Origin of the sequence: Streptomyces sp. IBSNAI002, from assembly GCF_052244475.1 — a bacterium.
GTDB lineage: Bacteria > Actinomycetota > Actinomycetes > Streptomycetales > Streptomycetaceae > Streptomyces.
The window spans coordinates 4,798,855-4,819,393 of record NZ_JBQPXG010000002.1; the positions used below are offsets into that span (position 1 = coordinate 4,798,855).

At 72.0% G+C, this 20,539-nt stretch carries 17 protein-coding genes; 5 read left to right on the top strand and 12 right to left on the bottom strand.

Annotated features, from left to right (window positions below; translation table 11 throughout):
• Positions 1-26: 26 nt before the first annotated feature.
• The 6 genes from pstA to mshD form a co-directional block, all read right to left on the bottom strand.
• Positions 27-1,109 (bottom strand): phosphate ABC transporter permease PstA, encoded by a 1,083-nt coding sequence (pstA, locus tag ACTVZO_RS23265; RefSeq protein ID WP_443300221.1) that lies wholly within the window; start codon positions 1,107-1,109, stop codon positions 27-29.
• Positions 1,109-2,098 (bottom strand): phosphate ABC transporter permease subunit PstC, encoded by a 990-nt coding sequence (gene pstC, locus ACTVZO_RS23270; RefSeq protein WP_443300222.1) that lies wholly within the window; start codon positions 2,096-2,098, stop codon positions 1,109-1,111. Before pstC ends, pstA begins: the two co-directional genes overlap by 1 nt.
• A gap of 139 nt (positions 2,099-2,237) precedes the next feature.
• On the bottom strand, positions 2,238-3,371 hold the full coding sequence (gene pstS, locus ACTVZO_RS23275; protein WP_443300223.1) for a phosphate ABC transporter substrate-binding protein PstS: 1,134 nt from the start codon (positions 3,369-3,371) through the stop codon (positions 2,238-2,240).
• A gap of 234 nt (positions 3,372-3,605) precedes the next feature.
• Positions 3,606-4,586, bottom strand: coding sequence for a CHAD domain-containing protein (locus ACTVZO_RS23280; RefSeq protein ID WP_443300224.1), 981 nt, complete (start codon positions 4,584-4,586; stop codon positions 3,606-3,608).
• A gap of 4 nt (positions 4,587-4,590) precedes the next feature.
• Complete coding sequence (locus tag ACTVZO_RS23285) at positions 4,591-6,891, bottom strand: RNA degradosome polyphosphate kinase (protein WP_443300225.1); 2,301 nt, start codon at positions 6,889-6,891, stop codon at positions 4,591-4,593.
• A 534-nt stretch (positions 6,892-7,425) separates the two neighbouring features.
• On the bottom strand, positions 7,426-8,355 hold the full coding sequence (gene mshD, locus ACTVZO_RS23290) for a mycothiol synthase (RefSeq protein WP_443300226.1): 930 nt from the start codon (positions 8,353-8,355) through the stop codon (positions 7,426-7,428).
• Between the two features lie 171 nt (positions 8,356-8,526).
• Here mshD and ACTVZO_RS23295 point away from each other — a divergent pair, with 171 nt between their 5' ends.
• On the top strand, positions 8,527-10,341 hold the full coding sequence (locus ACTVZO_RS23295; protein WP_443300227.1) for a bifunctional metallophosphatase/5'-nucleotidase: 1,815 nt from the start codon (positions 8,527-8,529) through the stop codon (positions 10,339-10,341).
• An 87-nt stretch (positions 10,342-10,428) separates the two neighbouring features.
• Here ACTVZO_RS23295 and ACTVZO_RS23300 read toward each other — a convergent pair whose 3' ends face one another.
• Positions 10,429-11,208, bottom strand: a complete 780-nt coding sequence (locus ACTVZO_RS23300; RefSeq protein ID WP_443300228.1) for an alpha/beta fold hydrolase — start codon at positions 11,206-11,208, stop codon at positions 10,429-10,431.
• Positions 11,209-11,330: 122 nt separating this feature from the next.
• Between ACTVZO_RS23300 and ACTVZO_RS23305 the strand changes: the two genes are divergently transcribed.
• The gene (locus ACTVZO_RS23305) at positions 11,331-11,900 is read left to right on the top strand and encodes a TetR/AcrR family transcriptional regulator (RefSeq protein WP_443300229.1); all 570 of its coding nucleotides are present in this window, start codon (positions 11,331-11,333) and stop codon (positions 11,898-11,900) included.
• Between the two features lie 137 nt (positions 11,901-12,037).
• A complete protein-coding gene (locus ACTVZO_RS23310; RefSeq protein ID WP_443300230.1) occupies positions 12,038-12,916 on the top strand; it encodes a phosphatidylinositol-specific phospholipase C in 879 nt (292 codons plus the stop codon).
• On the opposite strand, the gene ACTVZO_RS23315 is transcribed toward ACTVZO_RS23310, so the two are convergent.
• The 5 genes from ACTVZO_RS23315 to ACTVZO_RS23335 all read right to left on the bottom strand — a co-directional run bounded on the left by ACTVZO_RS23315 (position 12,896) and on the right by ACTVZO_RS23335 (position 18,328).
• Complete coding sequence (locus tag ACTVZO_RS23315; protein WP_443300232.1) at positions 12,896-14,332, bottom strand: sensor histidine kinase; 1,437 nt, start codon at positions 14,330-14,332, stop codon at positions 12,896-12,898. The two genes, ACTVZO_RS23310 and ACTVZO_RS23315, sit on opposite strands and share 21 nt — an antisense overlap.
• The gene (locus ACTVZO_RS23320) at positions 14,329-15,063 is read right to left on the bottom strand and encodes a response regulator transcription factor (RefSeq protein WP_443300233.1); all 735 of its coding nucleotides are present in this window, start codon (positions 15,061-15,063) and stop codon (positions 14,329-14,331) included. The genes ACTVZO_RS23315 and ACTVZO_RS23320 overlap by 4 nt, the downstream gene beginning before the upstream one ends.
• An 80-nt stretch (positions 15,064-15,143) precedes the next feature.
• A complete protein-coding gene (locus ACTVZO_RS23325; RefSeq protein ID WP_443300234.1) occupies positions 15,144-16,280 on the bottom strand; it encodes a S1C family serine protease in 1,137 nt (378 codons plus the stop codon).
• A 103-nt stretch (positions 16,281-16,383) separates the two neighbouring features.
• A complete protein-coding gene (locus ACTVZO_RS23330) occupies positions 16,384-17,406 on the bottom strand; it encodes a LacI family DNA-binding transcriptional regulator (RefSeq protein WP_443300235.1) in 1,023 nt (340 codons plus the stop codon).
• Positions 17,407-17,569: 163 nt separating this feature from the next.
• Positions 17,570-18,328: a response regulator transcription factor gene (locus tag ACTVZO_RS23335; protein WP_443300236.1), complete on the bottom strand. Its 759-nt coding sequence runs from the start codon at positions 18,326-18,328 to the stop codon at positions 17,570-17,572.
• Positions 18,329-18,707: 379 nt separating this feature from the next.
• On the opposite strand from ACTVZO_RS23335, the gene ACTVZO_RS23340 reads away from it, so the two are divergent.
• Both ACTVZO_RS23340 and ACTVZO_RS23345 read left to right on the top strand, forming a co-directional pair.
• Positions 18,708-18,962 (top strand): MoaD/ThiS family protein, encoded by a 255-nt coding sequence (locus tag ACTVZO_RS23340; RefSeq protein WP_030718384.1) that lies wholly within the window; start codon positions 18,708-18,710, stop codon positions 18,960-18,962.
• Positions 18,963-18,972: 10 nt separating this feature from the next.
• On the top strand, positions 18,973-20,511 hold the full coding sequence (locus ACTVZO_RS23345) for a hypothetical protein (RefSeq protein WP_443300237.1): 1,539 nt from the start codon (positions 18,973-18,975) through the stop codon (positions 20,509-20,511).
• Positions 20,512-20,539: the final 28 nt, after the last annotated feature.

Below are 20,539 nucleotides of genomic sequence, written 5' to 3' on the forward strand. Positions count from 1 at the left end.
GGTCACTTCGCTTTCATACAGTCGCGTCAGCGACCGGTCTTCGGGGCCTTCCAGCGGGCGATGCCGCGGGCCACCAGATTGAGGATCATGACGAAGGCGATCAGGACGAGCGCTCCGGCCCATGCCCGGTCGTAGGAGGCTTCACTGCCGACCTTGTACTGCTCCCAGATGTAGAGGGGGAGCGAGGACTGGGCGCCTTCGAAGGGGTTGCCGTTGATGAGCTGGGAGCCGAAGACCAGCAGCATGATCGGCGCGGTCTCACCGGCGATGCGGGCCACTGCCAGCATGACACCGGTGGAGATGCCGCCGATGGCCGTGGGGAGCACGACCTTGAGGATCACGCGCCACTTCGGCACACCGAGGGCGAGGGCGGCCTCGCGCAGCTCGTTCGGGACGAGCTTGAGCATCTCCTCGGTGGAGCGCACCACGACCGGCATCATCAGGATCGACAGGGCCATGGCGCCGGCGAAGCCGGAGGGGCCGAAGCCGAGCATCAGGTTCCAGGTCGTCAGGATGAACAGGCCCGCGACGATGGAGGGGATGCCGGTCATGACGTCGACGAAGAAGGTCACGGCCTTGGCGAGCGAGCCCTTGCCGTACTCGACCAGGTAGACGGCGGTCAGCAGGCCGATGGGCGCGGCGATCAGGGTGGCCAGGGCGACCTGTTCGATGGTGCCGAGCAGGGCGTGGTAGACGCCGCCGCCCTCGTCGAAGCTGGTCACGCCGTTCATCGAGTGGGTGAGGAAGGCACCGTCGAGGAGGCCGATGCCGCGGCTGACCGTGGTCCACATGAGGGACAGCAGCGGGATGACCGCGAGGACGAAGCAGACCCACACGACGGAGGTCGCGACCCGGTCCTTGGCCTGGCGGCGGTTCTCGACGACCGAGCTGGCCGTGTACGTGACGGCGATGAAGAGGAGGGCCGCGAGCAGGCCCCACTGGACCTTGCTGTGCAGGCCGAAGACGAGGCCGATGCCGCTGCCGAGGGCGAGCGAGAGGACCGCGATGGCGGCCGGGGCCCAGCGGGGCAGGCCGCCTCGGGTGAGGCTTGCCGGGGCGGCGGACTTCGGGGCCCGGGCGGGCCGCTGGTCCTGGAGTGCGTGGCTCATCAGGCGTTCGCCCCCGAGAAGTCCTTGCGGCGAGCGATGATCAGCCGGGCTGCACCGTTGACCAGCAGGGTGAGCAGGAAGAGGACCAGACCGGAGGCGATCAGCGCGTCCCGGCCGAACTCGTTGGCCTCGTCGAACTTCGCCGCGATGTTCTGCGCGAAGGTGCCGCCGCCCGGGTTGAGGACGTGGAACGAGATCAGGAAGCTCGGGGAGAGGACGGTCGCGACGGCCATGGTCTCGCCGAGCGCGCGGCCGAGGCCGAGCATCGAGGCGGAGATGACACCGGAGCGGCCGAAGGGCAGCACGGACATCCGGATGACTTCCCAGCGGGTCGCGCCGAGGGCCAGGGCGGCCTCCTCGTTCATGCGCGGGACCTGGAGGAAGACCTCACGGCTGACGCTCGTCACGATCGGCAGGATCATGATCGCGAGCAGGATGCCGACGGTGAACAGCGAGCGGGCCACGCCGACCTGGGTCTTCTCGAAGACGTAGGTCCAGCCGAGGTACTCGTCGAGCCACAGGTTCAGCCCCGCCAGGTGCGGGACGAGGAACAGGGCGCCCCAGATGCCGTAGATGATCGACGGCACGGCGGCCAGCAGGTCGACCACGTAGGCGAGGGGGGCCGCCAGCTTGCGCGGCGCGTAGTGCGAGATGAACAGGGCGATGCCGACGGCGATCGGAACCGCGATGACCATCGCGATGATCGAGCTGACGACGGTGCCGAAGAGCAGGACGGCGATGCCGAAGACGGGCGGGTTGGCCGACGCGTTCCAGTCGAAGGTGGTGAGGAAGTTCCCCTCGTTCTCCGACAGGGCGATCGTGGCGCGGTAGGTGAGGAAGGCGGCGATCGACGCCATGATCACCAGAAGCAGGATGCCGGAGCCCTTGGAGAGCCCGGCGAAGATCTTGTCACCGGCCCGGCCGGTGGATCCCTTGCTCTTGGAGACAGGCGGAGCCGTGTCTATCTGGGTGGGTGTGGTGGAAGCCATGGTCTTTCCGGTCTGTGTGGGGGGCAGGCCCCCTGGCGGCGGTGCACCGGATTCCCCCGGGTGGAGGGGGAGGGTTCCCGGGCGCCGGGCGGATCGGGGGGAGACCCCGGATCCGCCCGGCACCGGGAGGGTTCGGAAATCAGCCGAGCTTGGTGATGACCTCGCGGACCTTGGCGTTGATCTCGGCCGGGATCGGCGCGTAGCCGTTCTCGAGGAGCACCTTCTGGCCCGCGTCCGACGCGGTGTAGTTCAGGAAGGACTTGACCGTCGACAGGGTCTCCGGCTTGTTGCCCTTGTCGCAGACGACCTCGTAGGTCACCAGGACCAGCGGGTAGGCGCCCTCGGCCTTGGTGGTGTAGTCGAGCTTCAGGGCCAGGTCGGAGCCGGTGCCGGCGACCTTGGCGGCGGCGATGGCCTTGGAGGCGTTCTCACCGGTGGCCTTGACCGGGGCGGCGGCGCCCGTGTTCAGGTCGACCGTCTTGATGCCCTGCGAGCTGGCGAAGGAGAGCTCGAAGTAACCGATCGCGCCGTCGACCTGCTTGACCTGGGCGGCGACACCGGCGGAGCCGGACGCGGCCTGGCCACCCGGGGCGGCCCACTTCTTCGCGGCCTCGTGCGGCCAGGCGTCGGGGGCGGCGGCCTTGAGGTACTTGGTGACGTTCTCGGTGGTGCCCGAGTCGTCAGAGCGGTGGAAGGCCTGGATCGCGGTCGAGGGAAGCGTGACGCCGGGGTTCAGCTTCTTGATCGCCTCGTCGTCCCACTTCTTGATCTTGTCGTTGAAGATGTTGGCGATCGTGGCGGCGTCGAGGTTCAGCTTGTCCACACCGGCGACGTTGAAGCCGAGGGCGACGGGGCCGCCGACCATCGGCAGGTTGATGCCCTGGCCGCCGGTGCAGACCTTCTTCGACTCCTCGACCTGCTCCGGCTTCAGCGCCGAGTCGGAGCCGGCGAAACCGACGGTGCCCTGGTTGAAGGCGACGATGCCCTCACCGGAGGAGGAGGACTTGTAGTTCACCTCGACGCCCGAGCAGGCGGCCATGTAGTTCTTGATCCACAGCTCGATCGCGTTCTTCTGCGCGGACGAGCCCGAGGCCAGGAGCTTGCCCTTGGCGTCGTCGCACTTGATGTCGCCGGCGGCGGCGGAGGGCTTCGCCGTGCCGTCGGCGGTCTTCGTGTTGTCGTCCGAGCCGCACGCCGTGAGGACCAGGGCGCCGGACACGACAAGCGCCCCGAGGGCGGAGGCACGAAGCATGTTCTTGCGCTGAAGCTTCACTTTCGGGTGTTCCTTCCAGAAGCCGCCGGCCGCTTTCTGTATCGGGGCGGCGTGCGAAGAGGACTACGTCGGTTGCCCGGCTGAGCTGCTCGGACCTCCGGGCGGCTCGCACCTTGCACAGCAGAAATTAGTCAGATCAGGTGAAGCGGCCGACCGGCCCGAGTGAACGGATGGTGAACCGTGGCGGACGACCCGGTGTGATCCGGCCGGTCCGCCCACGGACGTAAGCTTCCGTTACCCCGCCGTTATCTCGACGTGACCGCGCTGGTCCGACGGGGCCGGGAGCCAGATCTGCCGGAAGTCGAAACGGGCCGACTCCACCGCGTGACGCTGGTCCGCGTGCAGGATCCCCAGGGCGTAAGCCGTCGCCGGGGCGATCCGCGGGGTGCGCGCCGCCGTCGCCGAGGCGTTCGCCGCCTCCGCCGCGTCCCGGTGCCGGTCCAGGGCCTCGCCCGCCGCCGCCGCACGCGCCACGTCCTCGCCCAGCGCCTCCCGGGCGTACCGGTGGACCCGCAGGAGGCGGCGCACCTCGTGCCAGGGCCCGTCGCGGTCCGCGTCGTACGGGTGCGTGCCCTCGGCCGGCGGCAGCGCCCCGACCGCCGCCGACAGGCGGGTTTCGGCCACCGCCGCCAGCGGCACCAGGACGTCCTCGATACGGCCGCGGGCCGCGACCGGATCCAGCGGGACCTCCGAGGCCAGCACCGCCACCGCGTCCGCCACCGCGTGGAAACGGGCCGAACCCAGGGCCTGCAGGGTCGCCGAATGGGCGCGGGTACGGGCCAGGGTCAGCTGCCGCTCCAGCAGCGCGCCCGCCCGCGCCGAGCCCACCGTGAGCGCGCCGGCCGTCCCCCGCGGCGGCGGGACCTCGGCCGAGCCCGACAGCCGGTGCAGCGCGTCCATCAGCCGCGCCAGACGGGCGGCGTACGCGTGCTCGTCGGCCAGGGTCGAGGACAGCCATACCAGCTCGGTGCGCAGCCCGTCCGCCCAGGAGGACTCGGTCACCACCCGGAAAGTGGCCAGGGAACCGCTGATCCGGCGCGCCGCCCCCCGCAGGCTGCGCGCCGCATCGCTTCCTTCCGAGGCGTCCGCCCCTCCCCCCGGCTCCGTCCGGGGCGACCCCCATTCCTCGTGCAGGCGCAGCCCGCGCAAGAAGGCGGTGGCCTGGGTGCGCAGGTACGTGCCCAGCACGTCACCCGCGCATCCCGTCATTGCCATCGGGTCATGGTTTGGCTGAGCCACGCCGGCGCCTCCGGGCGTCTATGAGCATCTCCTGTACGTGCCGCAGCGGCTGGCCTTCCGCGTCCGTGCTGTGCCGGGTCCATTCGCCGTCCGGGCCCAGGTGCCAGGAGGACGTGACGTCGGACATCCCGGTTTCCAGCATCCGGTCCAGGGCCGCGCGGTGGGCCGGGTCGGCGACCCTGACCAGTGCCTCGATACGGCGGTCGAGGTTGCGGTGCATCATGTCGGCGCTGCCGATCCACACCTCGGGTTCGCCGCCGTTGCCGAAGGCGAAGACCCGCGAGTGCTCCAGGAAGCGGCCGAGGATCGAACGGACCCGGATGTTCTCCGAGAGTCCGGGTACTCCGGGGCGCACCGCGCAGATGCCGCGGACCCAGATGTCGACGGGCACTCCGGCCCGGGACGCCCGGTAGAGCGAATCGATGAGGGCCTCGTCGACGATCGAGTTCATCTTCAGGCGCACGTACGCGGGGCGGCCGGCCCGGTGGTGGGCGGCCTCCTTGTCGATGCGGGCCACCAGCCCGTCGCGCAGCGAGCGGGGCGCCACCATCAGCCGGCGGTAGGTCTCGCGGCGCGAGTAGCCCGACAGCCGGTTGAAGAGGTCGGAGAGGTCCGCACCGACCTGCGGGTCGGCGGTGAGCAGGCCGAGGTCCTCGTACAGCCGGGCCGTCTTGGGGTGGTAGTTGCCGGTGCCCACGTGCGAGTAGCGGCGCAGCTGGTCGCCCTCCTGGCGCACGACGAGCGACAGCTTGCAGTGGGTCTTGAGGCCGACGAGCCCGTAGACGACGTGGCAGCCGGACTCCTCCAGCTTGCGCGCCCACTTGATGTTGGCCTGCTCGTCGAAGCGGGCCTTGATCTCGACGAGTACGAGCACCTGCTTGCCGGCCTCGGCGGCGTCGATCAGGGCGTCCACGATCGGGGAGTCGCCGGAGGTGCGGTACAGCGTCTGCTTGATCGCCAGGACGTCCGGGTCGGCGGCGGCCTGCTCCAGGAAGGCCTGCACCGACGTGGAGAAGGAGTCGTACGGGTGGTGCAGCAGCACGTCCCGTTCGCGCAGCGCGGCGAAGATGTCCGGAGCGGACGCAGACTCGACCTCGGCCAGGTCCCGGTGGGTGCCGGCGACGAACTTCGGGTACTTCAGCTCGGGCCGGTCCAGCGAGGCGATCCCGAACAGGGCCGTCAGGTCCAGCGGGCCGGGCAGCGGGTACACCTCGGAGGGGTTGACCTTCAGCTCCTGCACCAGCAGGTCCAGGACGCCCGGGTCGATGGACTCCTCGACCTCCAGGCGCACCGGGGGGCCGAAGCGGCGCCGCATGAGCTCCTTCTCCAGGGCCTGGAGGAGGTTCTCGGCGTCGTCCTCCTCCACCTCGAGGTCCTCGTTGCGGGTCACGCGGAACATGTGGTGCGCGAGCACCTCCATGCCGGGGAACAGCTCCTCCAGGTGCGCGGCGATGACGTCCTCCAGCGGGACGTAGCGCTGCGGGGAAGCCTCCAGGAAGCGGGAGAGGAGCGGCGGGACCTTGACCCGGGCGAAGTGGCGGTGACCGCTGACCGGGTTGCGCACGACGACGGCCAGGTTGAGGGAGAGGCCGGAGATGTACGGGAAGGGGTGCGCGGGGTCGACGGCCAGCGGGGTCAGCACCGGGAAGATCTGGTTGCGGAACAGGGTGAAGAGGCGCGCCTGCTCCTTCTCGGTGAGGTCCGGCCAGCGGATGAGGTGGACGCCCTCCTCGGCCAGGGCCGGGGAGATGTCCTGCTGGAAACAGGCGGCGTGCCGGGCCATGAGCTCGCGCGAGCGGGTCCAGATCAGGTCCAGCACCTCACGGGGCTGGAGGCCTGAGGCCGAACGGGTGGCGACGCCGGTCGCGATGCGGCGTTTGAGGCCGGCGACGCGGACCATGAAGAACTCGTCGAGGTTGCTCGCGAAGATCGCCAGGAAGTTGGCGCGCTCCAGGAGCGGGGTCGTCGGATCCTCGGCGAGCTCCAGCACCCGCTCGTTGAAGGCGAGCCAGCTGCGCTCCCGGTCGAGGAAGCGGCCGGGCGGCAGCTCACCGCCGTCCTTGTCGTCGTAGGCGTCCAGGTCGGCGTCGAGGTCGGGCTCGAGGTCGACGTGCGGGCGGTGCGCGCTGATGGAACCTATGCGTGCGTGGGCTCCGGTGACGGCCATGTTGCCCGGCGTGCCCGGCGTGCCCGTGGGGGCCGTTCCTGCGGGGGCGGCGGAGGTGTGGGACGGGTGCTGGGCGGGGACCTCGGTGGGGCCTGCGCTGGGCTTGTGGCTCATGACTCCATTCTTCCGCGCAAGCGGGAGGACAGGCGCGTCGGACGGGTCGGCCGTCAGTCGGAGTCGGGGCTGCATGCGGGGAGGGTCGCAAGCGCGTCTGAATGGCTGGTTAATGGCGCGTGGCTTCCGGGGTCCGGGGTGGTGCACGGCGCTTGCGGCTGGGCCGTGGCCGGGGGTTGCGGGTGCGGCTTTGTTGCGGGGGCGCTGCCCCGGGGCCCCGCGCCTCAATCGCCGGCGGGGCTGGTGGGGGCCGGGGTTCGGGAGGCGAGGGGTGCGGGGCCCCTCCGGGGTGTCTCCTCGGCTCGCGCACCATGGCTTGGCTGCGAGGGTCTCGGCCGTGGTTGCGCGCTCGTCCTGCGGGGACACCCCTGCACGGCCCCACCCCCCTCGCCTCCCGAACCCCGGCGGCGGGGCAGTCGACAGCGGGGCCCCATACCCCTCGCGTCCTGCGCGGGCATGCGCTTCGCAGCCGGGGCTTGGTGCGCGAGCCGAGGAGACACTCCGGAGGGACCCCCCTGGTCCGGCGGGTGCGGGTCAGCTTTCTGTGCGGTACATCAGGTCTACCTCGTGGGTGGTGAAGCCCAGGCCCTCGTAGACGGAGAGGGCCGCCGGGTTGTCGGCGTCGACGTAGAGCATGGCCGTCGGGAGGCCCGCCGTGGCGAGGTGGCGCAGGCCGATCGCGGTCAGGGCCTTGCCGAGGCCGCCGCCCTGGGCGCCCGGCCGGACGCCGACCACGTAGACCTCGCCCAGCTGCTCGGCGGCGTGGACCTTCGTCCAGTGGAAGCCGACCAGCTCTCCGGCGCGCTCGGCGAGGAAGAAGCCCGCCGCGTCGAACCACGGCTGCGCGATCCGGTCGTTCAGGTCCCGCTGCGTCAGCGCGCCCTGCTCGGGGTGGTGGGCGAAGGCGGCCGCGTTCGCCGCGAGCCAGGCCGTGTCGTCCGAGCCGGGCACGAAGGTGCGGACCGTCACGCCGGCCGGGAGCACCGGCTCGGGCAGCGCCGGCGCGTCCGGGCCGAGCGGCCGTCGCAGCTGGCGCAGCTCGCGGAAGAGGGTCAGCCCGAGCACCTGCGCCAGGTGCCGTGCGGCCGACTTGCCGCCGTGGGCCCATACCCGGATCCGCTTGCCGGAGGCGGCCAGCAGGGCCGAGCCCAGGGCCCGGCCGTGGCCGCGGCCGCGCAGCGCGGGGTGGACGACGAGCTCGGCGGCGGGGGCCTCGACCGGGTCGGTGTCCTCCAGTTGTCCGTATCCGCAGAGCCGGCCGCCCTCGGTGAGCAGGAAGTGCCGGATGCCCTCGCGCGGCCCGCCGCGCAGCTGGAGGCGGCCCTGTTCGGACACGGCGGTGGTGCCGTCGGTGCGTGCGGCGTCCTCGATCAGGGTGAGTACGGCTGCGGCCTGTTCCTCCGTCAGCTCGTCGAGGGTCTCAATCTGCCGTCCCGGCTCCAGGGCCGCTGCTGCGTCAGTCATGCCCTGAGCCTACGACCGCGGCGGGCGGCCCGGCGGGTGCGGCCCCGGGCAGCGGTCCGTCTTCTGCGCGTAACCACCTCGATACCCGATACCCCCTGTCGTGCTACGCGCGTTGACAATAGGCTGCGGCGGACCTCCCAAGTTTGTCTCGCTGTCCACAAAGGGGACTAAATGTCAGCGACGCCACAACGGCACCGCCGCACCCGCCGGTTGACCCTCACCGCTCTCGCCGTCACGGCAGGGGCCGGGGCGATGGTCGCCGCCGCTCTGCCGGCCGGCGCCGCGAGTGGTGGCGGTGCCGCCAAGAGCCGGACCGTCGACGTGCAGCTGCTGTCGTTCAACGACTTCCACGGCACGCTGGAGCCCCCGCAGGGCTCTTCCGGCAACGTGAGCGAACGTCAGGCCGACGGCACCACCAAGGCCATACCCGCGGGCGGTGTCGAATACCTCGCCACCAGCCTGCGCGAAGCCCGCAAGGGCCACGAGTACTCCGTCACCGCCGCGGCGGGCGACATGATCGGCGGCAGCCCGATGCTGTCCGGGCTCTTCCACGACGAGCCGAGCATCGAGGCGCTGAACAAGCTCGACCTGGACGTCACCGGGGTCGGCAACCACGAGTTCGACGAGGGCAAGGCCGAGCTGCGCCGCATGGCGTACGGCGGCTGCCACCCGGTCGAGGGCTGCTTCGAGCCGGGCAAGGAGTTCACGGGCTCCGAGTTCCCGTTCCTCGCGGCGAACGTCACGGACCAGAAGACCAAGCGTCCGATGATGAACCCCACCTTCATCTGGAAGAAGGGGGACGTGAAGATCGGCTTCATCGGCGTCACCCTGGAGGGCACTCCGGACGTCGTCACGGCCGAGGGCGTCAAGGGCCTGAAGTTCGAGGACGAAGTCGAGTCGATCAACAAGTACGCCGCCGAACTGAACAAGCAGGGCGTGAAGTCGATCGTCGCGCTGATCCACGAGGGCGGTCTGCCCGCCAACGGCGCGTACAACTACGACTGCGACGTCCCGGGCGCGGGCGCCGGCATCTCCGGCCCCATCGTGGACATAGCCAAGAACCTCGACCCGAAGGTCGACGCGCTGGTCACCGGCCACACGCACCAGGCGTACGCCTGCAACATCCCGGACCCGGCGGGCAACCCGCGCATGGTGACCTCGGCCGCCTCCTACGGCCGGCTGTTCACGGACACCACGCTCACCTACGACCGGCAGACCAAGGACATCGTCCGTACGCCGGTCAGCTCGCCGAAGCCGGTCAACAAGGTCGTCACCCGTGACCAGCCCAAGGCCTCGGACATGACCGAGCTGATCCAGCGCTGGAGCGAGCTCGCGGCCCCGATCGCGAACCGGCCGCAGGGCTTCATCTCCGCCGACATCCCGGGCCGCGGCTCGGAGGCGCCGGAGAAGCCGCTCGGCGACCTGATCGCCGATGCCCAGCTCGAGGCGCTCGCCCCGGCCGACAAGGGCGGCGCGCAGCTGGCCGTCATGAACCCGGGCGGCATCCGTGCCGACCTGGCCTACCAGGCCTCCGGGGACGAGGGCGACGGTGTGGTGACGTACGGCGAGTCCTACACGGTCCAGCCGTTCAACAACATGATGAACGTGGTGGACCTGACGGGCGCGCAGCTGATCACCGCGCTCCAGCAGCAGGTGAGCGGTCCGGTCAACGGTGCGAACCCGAAGATCCTCCAGGTGTCGAAGGGCTTCACGTACACCCTCGACATGACCAAGTCCGGTGCGGACCGCATCGTCGTGGACTCGGTGAAGCTGAACGGCGCGGCGATCGACCCCGCCAAGACCTACCGGGTCGCGATGAACGAGTTCCTCGCGGGCGGCGGTGACGGTTTCACCGTCCTGAAGGAGCACAAGAACAAGCTGGTCGGCGCGCCCGACCTGGACTGCTTCAACGCCTACCTGGGCAAGTCGACTGCGGAGAACCCGATCGTCCCGCCGGCGGCGGACCGGATCACGGTCGTCAAGTAGCACCTGCCACACCCGCGACACCCGCGTAGAGCGCGCCCGGAGGGGCGGTGGGCCCGACGGCCCGCCGCCCCTCCGGCGTTCCCGCGGTCACCGGAGGGTGGCGAGGAAGGTGCGGACGGCCCGGTTGAAGCCCTCCGGGTCCTGGAAGGGCACGAAGTGCTCGGTGTCGAGGGCGGTGTACGAGGTCCCGGGCCGCCGGGCGACCATCGCGTCGGCCTGCTCCCGGGGGAGCACCTCGCTGCGCAGTCCGTGGATGAGCAGGGCCGGGCAGTCGCTGGCGAGCCAGGCGTCCCAGCGGTCGCCGTGGCCGCCGGCGAGGGTGGCCAGGGTGTCCTGCGGGTGGAACGGAAGCCGCCAGCCGGTGCCTTCGGGGCGCAGTGCCGGGGCGTAGGTGGGGCCCATCGGGCCGAGGGCGGTGATGAGTTCCTCGCGGGTCGGCGCGGTGTACGGGAGGTCGTGGAGGAAGGCCCAGGCGTCCGGGCCGTCCTTGCGGACGAACTCCACGGGGGAGTCCACGTTGATCAGGGCGGAGACCAGGTCGGGCCGGGCGGCGGCCAGGTGGTAGGCGTTGGCGCCGCCGAGGGAGAAGCCGAGCACGGGGACCGGGCCGCTCAGGTCCAGGTGTTCGAGCAGGGCCGCGGCGTCGCCCACGTAGCCCTCGCGGTCGTACGCGGGGGTGCGGTCGGAGTCGCCGTGGCCGCGCTGGTCGGGGGCGATGACCCGCCAGTCGTCGCCGAGCGCGGCGGCCAGGCCGGTGTAGGCGGCCGCTTCGGAGAGGCCGCCGTGCAGGGCGAGCAGCGGGCGGCCGGTGCCGCCGAAGTCCAGGTAGGAGAGGGTGCGGTCGTCGATCTTCAGCTCGTGGCGCATGGCTCGTGCCTCCCGTGGGTCCGTGGATCTTCCGGTGACTCCACCCTGCCAGGATTTGGGCAAGCGTGCAATACGGTTGTTTAGGGCGCTTGCCCAATTCCTGGCGCGGATACGATCCCGCCATGGGAAATCGCGAGGACCTGCTGGCCGGAGCCCGGCGCTGCCTTGAGGAGAAGGGGTACCTCCGCACGACCGTGCGCGATATCGCCACGGCGTCGAAGGTCAGCATGGCCGCGATCGGCTACCACTTCGGCTCGCGGGAGGCGCTGCTCAACCAGGCGCTCTTCGCCGCGATGGACGAATGGGCCGCGGGCTCCGGGCGGCTCACCGGTCAGGGCGCCACCGCCGGGGAGCGCTACGCCGACACCTGGGACCGCAAGATCCGGGACTTCGGCGACATGCGGTGGCTGTGGACCGCCAACGTCGAGGCCTTCGTGCACGCGCAGTCCTCCCCCGAACTGCTCGCCACCCTGGCCGAGGGCCAGCGCCGGTCCCGGCGCATGGCGGCCGCGCAGCTGCGCGGGGTGCCCGAGGACGCGGTCACCGAGGAGGACGTACGGGCCCTCGGGTCGGTGCACATCGCGCTGCTGACCGGCGTGATGGTCCAGCACCTGACCGACCCGGAGCACACGCCCGACGGGCAGGCGATCGCCCGGGGACTGCGCGCGATGACGGAACTGCTGGACGGCTAGACCGTCTGCCGCACTCTGCCCCAACTCGCCTGATGTGCAAGGTGGTTGTCTCGAAGTTCGGCTGTACCGACGGGTAGTAAAGACTGGTTCCGCACGCCATAATCCGGTCCCACCACTGGGTCGGCAAAGGGGCGGACATGGGCATGGGCACGGGACTGGACCGGCGGACGTTTCTGGCCGGAGCACTGGCTGCGGGTGCGGCCGTCGGGCTCGGAGCGCCACCCGCCGCGGCCGCCGCGCTCGGCACCCAGGACTGGATGGCGGGCCTCGGCGACTCGACGCCCCTCCAGCGGATGACCATCCCCGGCACCCACGACTCCGGCGCCACCAAGGGCGGCCTCTACGTCGCCTGCCAGAACACCTCGATCGCCCAGCAGCTCGACTCCGGCATCCGCTTCCTCGACGTCCGCTGCCGGGTCACGGGCGGCTCCTTCGCCATCCACCACGCGGCCTTCTTCCAGGACCTCATGTTCGGCGACGTGCTCGCCGCCTGCTGGAACTTCCTCGCGGCGCGCCCGTCCGAGACCGTCCTGATGCGCGTCAAGCAGGAGTACTCCACCGACGGCGACGCCACCTTCCGCGCGGTCTTCGACGACTACCTCGACCACCGCGGCTGGCGGCCGCTGTTCCGGATCGCCGACACCCTGCCCACGCTCGGCCAGGCCCGCGGCAAGGTGGTGCTGCTCGCCGACAACGCCGGGCTGCCCGGCCTGCGCTACGGCGACGGCAACGTCTTCGACATCCAGGACGACTACAACACCGAGCCCTTCGCCAAGCGCGGCCGGATCGAGAACCACTTCCGCAAGGCCGTCCAGCAGCCCGGCAAGCTCTTCGTGAACTACGTCAGCACCGCCGCCTACATGCCGCCGCGCTGGAACTCCGACCGGCTCAATCCGCAGGTGCACGGCTTCGTCGACGGCGGGGAGATGGCCGGCCGGACCGGCCTCGGGATCGTCCCGATGGACTTCCCCAACACCCGCTCCGGCCTCGTCGCCTCACTGATCCGGCACAACTGAGGCCGCGGGCGGCGGCGGGGACGGCGCCCCCGGGATGCGGAGCACCGCCTCCGCGCCCGGGCCGCCGCCGGCCGCCGCCCGCAGCTCGGCGCTGCCGCCCGCGCGGGCCACCGTACGGGCCACGATCGACAGGCCGAGGCCGCTGCCGGGCAGGGCGCGGGCCGTCGGCGAGCGCCAGAACCGCTCGAAGACGTGCGGGAGGTCCTCGGCCGGGATGCCGGGACCGTGGTCCCGTACGCGCAGCTCCCCGGCCCGCAGCGTCACCTCCACCGCGCCGCCCGGCGGGCTGAACTTCACGGCGTTGTCCAGGACGTTGACCACCGCCCGCTCCAGCGCGGCCGCCTCGCCCCGTACGTACCAGGGCTCCAGGGCCGAGCTGAAGTCCAGCTCCGGCCCGCGCAGCCGGGCCCGGGACAACGCGGCCCCGGCGATCTCGTGCAGGGCCACCACCCCGAGCGGGCCGGGGGAGACGGCGTCGGGGCGCGACAGCTCCTGGAGGTCGCCGATCAGCGCGGCGAGCTCCGTCATCTGCGCCTTCACCGAGGCCAGCAGCTCCTTGCGGTCCTCGGGCGGGATGGCCCGGCCGGTGTCCTCGCTGCGCGCCAGCAGCTCGATGTTGGTCCGGAGCGAGGTCAGCGGGGTGCGCAGTTCGTGGCCGGCGTCGGCGATCAGCTGGGCCTGCCGGTCCTGGGAGGAGGCGAGGGCGGCCGTCATGGAGTTGAAGGACCGCGACAGCCGGGCGATCTCGTCGTCGCCCTCGTCGGGGATGCGGACGGTGAGGTCCTCGGTACGGGCGATGTGCTCGACGGCCCCGGTCAGTTCGTCGACGGGCCGCAGCCCGGTCCGGGCCACCCACAGCCCGGCCGCGCCCGCCCCGACCACGCCGATGCCGGACACCAGCAGCAGCACCCAGGCCAGCGTGGACAGCGGCTTGTCGACGTCGGCGAGCGGCTTGGCCACGGACAGCGCGGCGAGCTGCCGGTTCACCAGGGCGGGCTGGGTGTAGACGCGGACCGGGACGCCGTCGGAGGTGGTCGAGTCGTAGAGGGCCGGGCCGCGCAGGCGCTGGGCGACCTGTCGGTCGATGTCGGTGGCCTTCAGGGTGTTCTTGCCGTCGACCCAGCAGGTCCTGCCGTCCGGCAGGACGATCTGCACCTGCGCGCTGAGGTTGTTCGCGGGCCGTTCCGGCAGGGCGTCGCCGGACACGCAGCCGCCGAAGGCGTCGAACACCTGATTGGCCTGGGCGCCCGCGTTGGTGGCGCGCAGCGAGCTGTCCAGCTGGTCGCGGAGCTGGGTGCGCACCATCACCCAGGACACCGCGGCGACGGCCGCGACGGCCAGTGCCACCGCGACCGTGACCAGCAGCGCGAGGCGGGAGCGCAGCGGAAGGGCGCGGAATCTGGCGGCGGGGCTCACTCGGGACCGCTCTCGCCTGCGCGCAGGGCGTAGCCCACTCCGCGGACGGTGTGGACCAGGCGGGGTTCGCCGCCCGCCTCGGTCTTGCGGCGCAGGTACATCACGTACACGTCCAGGGAGTTGGAGCTGGGTTCGAAGTCGAAGCCCCAGACGGTCTTGAGGATCTGCTCGCGGGTCAGGACCTGGCGCGGGTGCGCGAGGAACATCTCCAGCAGGGTGAACTCGGTGCGGGTCAGCTCCACCGGGCGCCCGGCCCGGGTCACCTCGCGGGTGGCCAGGTCCATGCGCAGGTCCCCGAAGGTCAGGGCGTCCTCGGGGCCGTCGTCGCCCGCCTGCGGGGCCGCGTAGGAGCTGCGGCGCAGCAGGGCGCGGACGCGGGCGAACAGCTCGTCGAGCTCGAAGGGCTTGACGAGGTAGTCGTCGGCGCCCGCGTCGAGGCCGGTGACGCGGTCGCCGACGGTGTCGCGGGCGGTGAGCATCAGGATCGGGGTGGTGCCGCCCGCGGCGCGCAGCCGGCGGGCGGCCGTCAGGCCGTCCATGCGGGGCATCTGGATGTCGAGGACGATCAGGTCGGGGGCGTACGAGGCCGCCTTGTCCAGGGCGTCGATCCCGTCGACGGCGGTCTGGACGGCGTACCCCTCGAAGGCGAGGCTGCGGCGCAGTGCCTCGCGGACGGCCGGCTCGTCGTCGACGACGAGGATGCGGTGCTGGTCGCCTTCGGTGGACTGCACGGGTGGTCCCCCTGGGTGGTGTTCGGTGCGGGTGGGCGTCTCCCAGCCTCGCACGCCGGGCCTGTGCGGTGCCCGCGGTGCTAGTACGAGGCGCCGTAGCCGTTGAGGGCGTTGTTGCCGGAGCTGTTGCCGGAGCTGTTGCCGCCGGAGCCCGCCCCGCCGGGGCCGCCCTTGCGCAGGGAGTCCAGGTCGGCCTTGATGGTGTTGACCGGGATGGCGAAGCCGAGGCCGACGCTGCCGGCGTCGCCGCCGTTGTTGGGGGAGTAGATCGCCGAGGGCATGCCCACGATCTCGCCGTTCATGTTGAACAGGGCGCCGCCCGAGTTGCCTGGGTTGAGGGAGGCGTCCGTCTGGATGGCCTTGTACGAGGCCGTGTCCGAGCCGGTCTTCCCGTTGAACTGCTGGCCGCCGTACGAGAAGGGCCAGCCGTCGCCCTGCCGCTGCGGGGACTGCTGTTCCGGTTTGGCGACCTTCACCTCGCGGTCCAGGGCGGAGACGATGCCGCTGGTGACGGTGCCGGTGAGGCGGTCGGGGGAGCCGATGGCGACGACCTGGTCGCCGACCTTGAGGCTGTCGGAGTCGCCGAGTTTGGCGGGCTTGAGCCCGCTCGCGCCCTGCAGCTTGATGAGGGCGAGGTCCTTGTCGGGGTCGGTGCCGAGGACCTTGGCCGTGTACTTCTTGCCGTCGCTCATCGTCACCTGGATCTCGGAGGCGCCGTTGATGACGTGGTTGTTGGTGACGATCTCGCCGTCGGCGGTGATGACGATGCCGGAGCCGGTGCCCTGGCCGGAGCCGGTGCGGGTGTCGATGCGGACCACGGAGGGGCTGTTCTGCTCGGCGACGCCGGAGACCGTGCCGGTGTAGGACTGCGAGACGTTGGTGCCGTTGACGCCGCCGCCCCCGGTGCTGCCCTGGCTGCCCATCAGATGCTGGACGGCGGCCGCGGTGCCGCCGCCGACCACGGCCGCGGCGAGGGCCACGGCGGCGATGAGGGCGACGGGCTTCTTGGCGCGGTGGCGGGCCGGGGGAGCGGTCTCGGTGGCCGTCGGGACGGGGGACGCGGGTACGGTCTCGCCCCGGATGACCGGGGGTTCGTGCGCTTCGTGCCAGCCGGGTGCGGCGGGCGGGTACGAGGGCGGCGGCGGGTAGGCCGCCCCGGCCAGGGTCGGGCGGTGCTCTTGCGGGTACTCACCTTCGCGGCGGAAGCTCTCGTTCATGGCTATGACTCTGTCCGCCGATGATGAGAGCTTCCTGAGTCTGGCCTGAGAAGCCCGACAGAACCGCGTATGCCCGATATAAACCCGCCCCGCCCCGGCCCGCCTAGCGGCAGCCGCAGGAGCGGCGGATCACCAGGGCCGACGGGAACTGCTTCAGGCGTTCGCGGCGGGAGCCCGCCACGCGCAGGCCGTCGTCCAGGACGAGGTCCACCGCCGCGCGGGCCATCGCCGGCCGGTCCGAGGCGATCGTGGTCAGCGGCGGATCCGTGAGGGCCGCCTCCTTCACGTCATCGAAGCCCGCGACGGCCAGCTCGCCCGGTACGTCGATCCGCAGCTCGCGGGCCGCCCGCAGCACGCCGATGGCCTGGTCGTCCGTGGCGCAGAAGATCGCCGGCGGACGGTCCGGGCCGGACAGGACCTCGAGGGCCACCCGGTACGCGTCGTACCGGTTGTACGGGGCCTCGAAGAGCCGGCCCTCCACCGAACGGCCGGATTCCAGCATGGCCCGGCGCCAGCCCTCGACGTGGTCGGCCACCGGGTCGCCGACCGACGGGGTGTTCTCGACCCCGCCGATGCAGGCGACGTAGGCGTGGCCGTGCTCCAGCAGGTGCCGGGTCGCCATCTGGGCGCCGCCGATGTCGTCCGTGATGACCGCGACGTCGTCGATCGCCTCGGGCCGCTCGTGCAGCAGCACGACGCGCGCGTCCCACGCCTCGATCTCGGACGCCGCGCGTTCGCTCATGCCCTGGCTGACCAGGATCAGGCCCGAGACCCGCATGCCGAGGAAGGCCCTCAGGTAGTGGACCTCGCGCTCGTCGCGGTAGTCGGAGTTCCCGACGAGCACCATCTTCCCGCGCTCGGCGGCGGCCTGCTCGACCGCGTGCGCCATCTCCGCGAAGAACGGCTGCCGCGCATCGGGGACGATCATGCCTATGAGGTCGGTGCGCCGTGACGCCATCGCCTGGGCGACCCGGTCCGGGCGGTAGCCCAGCTCCTTGATCGCGGCGAGTACACGCTCGCGCGTGGCCGGGGCAACCGGCCGGGGTCCGTTGTTGATGACGTAGCTCACGACGGCGGTAGAGGTACCCGCAAGTCGCGCCACGTCATCCCGCGTCACCTTGGCCACGCGCGGAAGTCTACGCGGGGTGACCGCCCTCTGGGCAGGGCGTCCTGCGGAGTGGATGCTCACAGGATCTTCGGCCGACCGGGTGACGCCCGCGCGCACCGGCCCGAGCCCTGTCCACGCGGGCGGCCCGAGCCCCGGTCTGCGCCGTGGCCCGAGCCCCTGTCTACGCGGTGGCCTGGGCCGCCTGTGCCGCCTGGGCGGCCACCTTCGCCGCCGCCTGGGCCGCGGCCTCGGCCGCCGCCCGCTCGACCTTCTCCGGCGTGACGAAGCGGTAGCCGACGTTGCGGACCGTACCGATCAGCGACTCGTGCTCGGGGCCGAGCTTCGCGCGCAGCCGCCGTACGTGGACGTCGACCGTCCGGGTGCCGCCGAAGTAGTCGTAGCCCCAGACCTCCTGGAGCAGCTGGGCGCGCGTGAAGACCCGGCCCGGGTGCTGCGCGAGGTACTTGAGCAGCTCGAACTCCTTGAAGGTGAGGTCCAGGACCCGGCCCTTCAGCTTCGCCGAGTACGTCGCCTCGTCCACGGACAGGTCGCCGTTGCGGATCTCCATCGGGGAGTCGTCCGAGCCCAGCTGCTGGCGGCCGGTGGCCAGCCGCAGCCGTGCCTCGACCTCGGCCGGGCCGGCGGTGTCCAGGAGCACGTCGTCGATGCCCCAGTCGGCGGTGACGGCCGCGAGGCCGCCCTCGGTGACGACCAGGATCAGCGGACAGCCCGGACCGGTGGAGCGGAGCAGCTGGCACAGGGAGCGCACCTGCGGCAGGTCGCGGCGGCCGTCCACGAGGATGACGTCGGCGCCCGGGGTGTCCACGAGCGCCGGGCCCTCGGCGGGGGCCACCCTGACGTTGTGCAGCAGCAGGCCGAGGGCGGGCAGCACCTCGGTCGACGGCTGCAGGGCGTTGGTCAGCAGCAGAAGGGAGCTCATGCCCGACCACCTGCCCGGGTCTGGCGGTTCTGCACGGATCGCTGGTCCATCACGTCGGTTCCTCCTCGGTCCCGTCGAGGACATGCGCGGTACTGCTTCGTACGGTGACGCGGTGACTCTGCCGGTCTCCATGCGGGCCCCGCGCCCTGAGGCCCGGATGGATACCACTGTTCTCGGTTCGTTCAACGTGCTGAAAGCACAAAAGGACCCGGGGGCAACGTTGCCCGGATCCTCTCGCCAGCAGAATAGCCCACGGCCCCTCGCCCGGCCGAGGACTCCGGCGGGTCCACTTCTGTGGTTCCCGCCACGCACACCGATGCGGAGGCGCGGAGGCGTCATCATGGAGGCCGACGGTAGAGAGCCGACGATAGGAGCTGCAGTGGCAACCGGAACCATCCGCTACTGGGCGGCGGCCAAGGCCGCGGCCAAGACTGCGGAGGAGCCGTACTCGGCGCGCACCCTGGCCGAGGCGCTCGACGCCGTGCGGGAACGCCACCCCGGGGAACTGACCCGGGTCCTGCTGCGCTGCTCCTTCCTGGTGAACGACGAGCCTGTGGGCAAGCGCCCGCACGATGCCGTCCTGCTGACCGAGGGGGGCACCGTCGAGGTGCTCCCGCCGTTCGCGGGCGGGTGAGCGGGAGCCGATGAGCACGCCTGAGGAACAGCAGCGCTACGAACAGCAGCAGTACGAGCGGCAGCGGTACGAGCAGCAGCAGTACGAGCGGCAGCGGTACGAGCAGCAGCAGAACCAGCAGCAGCCGCAGGACGGGCCCCCGCAGCAGTACCAGGACCCGTACGGGACCCAGACCTGGCAGTCCGACACCTGGGACACCGGGTACCAGCCGGTGCATCCGCCGCTGGGCGGGGTGCCGGGGCAGCCCGTCGCACCCGAGGGCTGGTTCCGCGACGAGGCGCCGGCCGCCGGGCAGGGCGGCCATCCGCCGCCCGCCGCGCCCGCCCCCGAGGGCTGGTTCCGTGACGAGGCCCCGGTTCAGGCGCCCGCTGCGGCCCAGGACTGGTCGCAGCAGGCCCCGGCCGCCGAGCAGACCGCGTACCTGCCGCCGTACGCCGGCCCGGACTCCGTCCCCGCCCACGGCCACGCCCCCGGCTCCGCGCAGCAGCCGGCCGCGCCCGAGGGCTGGTTCCGCGACGAGGCCGCGGCCCCCGCGCCCGCCGCGGGCTGGGCCGAGAACCCCGCGTACCTCCCGCCGCAGGCCGCGGAGCCCCCGGCGGAGCAGACGGCGTACCTGCCGCCCGTGGCCGCCGCGGAGCCCGCCGCCGAGCAGACCGCATACCTGCCGCCGGTGGCGGAGGCGGAGCCCGTACGGCCCGCGCGGCCCGTGGTGCCCGTTCCGTCGGAGGCCGCGGCCGCCGGTGAGGAGCCGGAGTACTCCCCGCCCACCCTCGGCGGCAACACCCTGCGCGCCGTCGACCCGGCGCAGGCCCGTGCCGAGGGCCGGTCGCCGGTCATCGACCCGGGTCCGCAGCCCGCCATACTGACCGCCGTCCTCGGAGTGCTGCTCGCCGCGGCGGCGGCCGTCGGCCAGTACGCCCTGCTCATGCCGCTGATCGTCCTCCAGGGGCTCACCGCGGCCGGCTGGTTCCGTCTCAACGGCATGTGGCCCGCCCGCCAGGGCATCGCGCTGGCCTTCGCCGGAGCCCTCGTCGCCGATGCGGCGGTGCTCGCGGTGGACGAGGCGTACGGCCCCGGCGCGATCATCGGCACCCTCGGAGCCTGGGTGCTGCTGACCCTGGTCCTCCAGCTGCGCAGTCACGCCGATCCCGACGAGCGGATGTACGGCCTGATGGCCTCGGTGGCCTCGGCCGCCCTCGCCATCGTCTGCGCCGGCTACCTGGCCGCGGACACCGCCGCCGTCACCGTCGCAGCCGGCGCCGTCGCGGTGGCCGTCTTCGCCCGCGCCCTGCCGCTGCCGACCGCGCCCTCCGTCGGCGTCTCGCTGGCCGCGGCCGCCGGTTCGGGCATCGCCGTCGGCCCGCTGGCCGGAGCCGGGGTGGGCGGCGGTGCGCTGGTCGGCCTCGTGGCCGGGGTGTGCGCGCTGATCGGGCTGCGCGTGGCGGCGTACGACTACCCGTCGAAGTTCGTGCACATGACGGCCGGTGTCGCGCTGCCGCTGGCGGTCGCGGCTCCCGCCGCCTACCTGATCGGCCGGGTGGTGGGCTGAGCCCCGCTTGACGGGCGCATGGTCAACT